We start from the raw sequence: 3,876 nt of genomic DNA, 5'->3' as shown, positions 1-3,876 counted from the left end.
TGCCGGTATTCAGGACTATGAGCATATAGCAAACGATGGTTACGTTGTGGTTTAATAAGAATGATATATTGGGTCTTGGAAACCAGCTTGCTACTTAGTGGATGAGGATATGGTATATGAAACGATTTCGATTTCGCTGGTTCCTGATCTCGTTGGTGATAGCCTTTGTCGGTCCGCTGTCGGTGTTAGCTTACTATAAGAATCCGGTCTCTTCTCAACCAGGTTTTACCCATCCAACTCCTCTTCAGGATGATGATACGCTGGCGGGGAAGATGCTGGATGGATCACGAATCATTCGCAGTTCTCCCGTTGTTGGCGATCTCGATGGCAATCCGCAAAATGGGCTTGAAATCGTGGTTGGCGATCGCAATGGTAAGCTCTTCGCGCTTGCAAATAACGGTCTGGTATTGTGGGAAACGCAGGTTGCTACCTGTAGCGTAAGCGGTGACGATAGCTTGCTCAATGGCGCTCCAGCCTTATTTGATCTCTATCCAGAATGGCCAGGTTTAGAAGTTATTGTCGGCTACGGAAAAATTCATGCCGATCCGTCGTGTCAGGGCGGAATACGAGCGTTTTCTTCTAATGGTCAGCTTCTCTGGGATTACCAAATTCCAATTAACCAAATCAATAAGCATTCAGGAGTTTTTAGCACTCCCTCAGTGACTGATGTTGACGGCAAAGGGGATATTATTATCGTGGCCGGATCAGCCGATCTCTATCTGCACGTACTCAACAAAGATGGCTCATTGCGCTGGAAGTACTTCGCAATGGATACGATCTGGTCATCACCCGCGTTTGCCGATGTCAATGACGACGGACGCAAGGATATTATCATAGGAACTGATTTTACGCCCGGCATGGTATGCAATCCAGACAGCATTACTCCATACCCAGAGACAAACTCTTACTATGAAGACGCAAAGGGATTTCTTTACGCCTTCCCGGCAGACCCCAAGTTCACCGCCGATCCGCTTTACTGCGCTCACGATGGGGGTAGGTTAATCGGGTTTGGCAAGGGATTCCTGTGGCGAGTGGAATTTGATCAGTCGATTTACTCAGCGCCGGCAATTGCCGATCTCGACGATGATGGACAGCCGGAAGTCGTTGTCGGTAGTGGATGCTTCTACGGTAATGATCCGAAGCCCGGAAAATGGGTTAAGATATTTGACTTAGCTACCGGGAGAGAAGAGCGAACGCTCAACGCGCCTGAGTGTGTCGCCTCGGCGCCGGCAATCGGCGATATTACCGGCGATGGGAAGCCTGAGATTGTGGCGGCGGTCGCTTCTGGTGGATCAGCAGTTCCTGCTGTGCCAACACCACCCACCGGTGGACGGCTAGTTGTCTGGACATATGATGATCCGAATCCGATACTGAATTTTGTGGTTAGCGGGACGACGCAGGAGCAGGCTGATATGTCTGAACCGTTCAATAACCCGCTGATCGCTGATGTGGATGGGAACGGTTCGCACGAAGTTGTCATCGTGGTTCAAAATTCAGTCATGATTTTCGATTGGAGAGGACGGTTTCTAACGCCAAGCTGTCCGACCGGCGGCCCATTGGCGCATTCATGCCTCAATCGACGGTCAATGTTTATGTGGATGCCAATCCGCAATACGCCAGCCATTGCTGATATTGATAATGATGGCAAGCTAGAGATCGTTGCGGCTGGCTCGCATACAAGCCGAAACGTTCCAGCGAATCAGAACAAGGCGTTCGTTTACGTCTGGCGCGATCTCGATCAGGCAATTTTCAGCGATCCTGGTCCCTACCCCAGGTATAGCGCCCCCTGGCCTCAATTCCAGCGTGATCCTGCCCACAATGGTCTGCTCCTGGCGCGGAAGTTGCGTGTTAACGCGACAAATCTGCAATTCATGACCGACGGTAATCAGCCTGATTCGTATCAGCTCACTCTGCGCTCAAACGATGGCTCGCTGATTAACGTGCAGGTGAGCGAGCACGATCCGCACAACATTATCGAATTGACCGCTTCAACGTTGACAGTAGGCAATTCCTCACTGGCCAGCACGTCCGCGAGTCTGACCATTACTGTCAATGCAAGTGGCAAGCCGGTTGGAGTATATGAGGGAAGAGTGATCCTGCAAGGGAACGATGTGCCATCGGTTGAAATTCCGTTGACAGTCCGGGTCGTTGCCGAGCTACATCGCACCTTTATCCCGATGGCGATCCGTTAAGTATGACTGTGCTGGACATGCAGGCTATCGTGGCGCAACGGTAAACTTCTGCGAGGGGTACGGCGCAATGCGGTGCCCCTCGCGGATTATCAATCTCCACTCCACAGATCTGTTCACGCGATCATCCATTGTTCCTCACACGCACTTGTTGCATAATTAGGGGTGATGAGTTATATAGTCGTCGATTGTTCAACCGTTTCAGGTTATGAACAACTAAAAGATGTCTTTTCCCCATCTCATCACTGGTGGCACCGGTTTTATCGGTTGTAATCTGGCCGATTATCTGCTACGGCAAAAGGTTTCGACATATCTGCAATCTCCGTAAATCAAGCTTGCAGAAGTTTGCAAGTCTGAAATTTTAGCATCATGAATGACTTTAAGCCTCAAAAGTGTCGCAACCTGCGCAATAGCTTCATAATCCTTCCTCCCTCCAGGCGGGCAATATGCGACTTTAGTTCGGTAATATGCGCAATTTTTTTGCGCAAGATCAGCTTCAAGTCGCGCTACATATGCTTCCATATGGGAGCGGTCAGCAGTGACGTGGGCAAGGGCGGCTTGCAGGGCGTCTCGGTCGGCAGTAACGCGGTCAAGGGTGGCTTGCAGGGTGTTCCGGTCTTCGGTGAGAATTGTCTGAAGTCTCTCGATCTGATTGCGCTGGTTCAAGACTAGCTCGCGCAGATCTGTCACCGCTTTCCAGACTTCCCAGTATCGCCGTTCATAATCACGTATAATGCGGGGAAGTGGCTCCGAACGACGTCGCAGACGCATTGCCCAGGGTGTAATGAAGCTGGCGTCAAAATCGACATCCCTGATAAACCCATGCCTGGCGAATAGCTCAACCCAATATTCGATTGGGTGTACATTAAAGTGTGTCGCTTCTTTATAGTCGTAAGGTGTTGATGAGAAAGGGATGTCGTCAGTATGCGCAGTCAGATTAGCAATAGCTCGTTCGGCATCGGATTGAGCCATGTGTTCAAGGACTTCAATGCAGACAATTAAATCATAACGTTGACCGAAGGGTTCGGTGACAGACGCGACGCGCACGTATGGACGAACTGAGTCGGGAGCGTTAGCAATGGCGTGTTCCGATATGTCGACCCCAGTGGCGTCAACCCCCAAAAGCCGTAATTGTTCTACCAACAACCCAAACGCGCACCCGGTATCAAGCGCTGTTTTGGGGCTGACTCGATTGACGATTTCTCTGGCTATATGGCCGAAAAAGGTTGTCCAGTGCTCGTCTCGTTGGTATGGAACGCCGCAGCTTGTGTTGTAGTAAAAAGAGTTAAACAGTTCTTGGGGGTCGTGTGAATTCATCACGGTTTTTGCATCCTTCAACAGATGAACAGGCAAGAATTGATACTTAAGTGTGGTGATAAGATGGTTGCCAGCCGTATTATATCATTACTGCAGAGCCCAACCGGCATGGTCAATCTGATCAGTTTCCCTAGAATGAGCGCTACTGTTTGCCCCAGAGTATGGTTTGTTTCATCAGGCGATCATCTGTTGGCCAGGAATGATTTGATGTAGTGAAATGGGCTATTGTAGGAGTTATTATGATGACGACTTTGTATGCTCATCTCATCACTGGCGGCACCGGGTTTATCGGTTGCAATCTGGCCGATTATCTGCTGCGGCAAGGCGAGCGCGTAACCATTGTCGATAATCTGAGCCGACCGCGCACGCC

Annotated in this window: 4 protein-coding genes; 3 read left to right on the top strand and 1 reads right to left on the bottom strand. The window is 50.1% G+C overall.

The window, feature by feature from the left end:
- Positions 1 to 116: 116 nt before the first annotated feature.
- The gene (locus tag Q0650_RS14245; protein WP_298820075.1) at positions 117 to 2,192 is read left to right on the top strand and encodes a pyrrolo-quinoline quinone; all 2,076 of its coding nucleotides are present in this window, start codon (positions 117 to 119) and stop codon (positions 2,190 to 2,192) included.
- 220 nt (positions 2,193 to 2,412) lie between these two features.
- Positions 2,413 to 2,517 (top strand): NAD-dependent epimerase/dehydratase family protein, encoded by a 105-nt coding sequence (locus tag Q0650_RS18865; protein ID WP_367280823.1) that lies wholly within the window; start codon positions 2,413 to 2,415, stop codon positions 2,515 to 2,517.
- Here the strand turns inward: Q0650_RS18865 and Q0650_RS14240 are convergent.
- The gene (locus Q0650_RS14240; protein ID WP_298820073.1) at positions 2,472 to 3,542 is read right to left on the bottom strand and encodes a bifunctional 2-polyprenyl-6-hydroxyphenol methylase/3-demethylubiquinol 3-O-methyltransferase UbiG; all 1,071 of its coding nucleotides are present in this window, start codon (positions 3,540 to 3,542) and stop codon (positions 2,472 to 2,474) included. The genes Q0650_RS18865 and Q0650_RS14240 overlap by 46 nt on opposite strands.
- A 206-nt stretch (positions 3,543 to 3,748) precedes the next feature.
- On the opposite strand from Q0650_RS14240, the gene Q0650_RS14235 reads away from it, so the two are divergent.
- Positions 3,749 to 3,876: NAD-dependent epimerase/dehydratase family protein (locus tag Q0650_RS14235; protein WP_298820077.1), on the top strand; the 128-nt coding region annotated here is incomplete at its 3' end.

The sequence above is a fragment of the uncultured Chloroflexus sp. genome (genome assembly GCF_937129525.1).
Lineage (GTDB): Bacteria > Chloroflexota > Chloroflexia > Chloroflexales > Chloroflexaceae > Chloroflexus.
The sequence above is the reverse complement of the archived record's forward strand: the minus strand, read 5'-3'. Positions and strand labels throughout refer to the sequence as shown.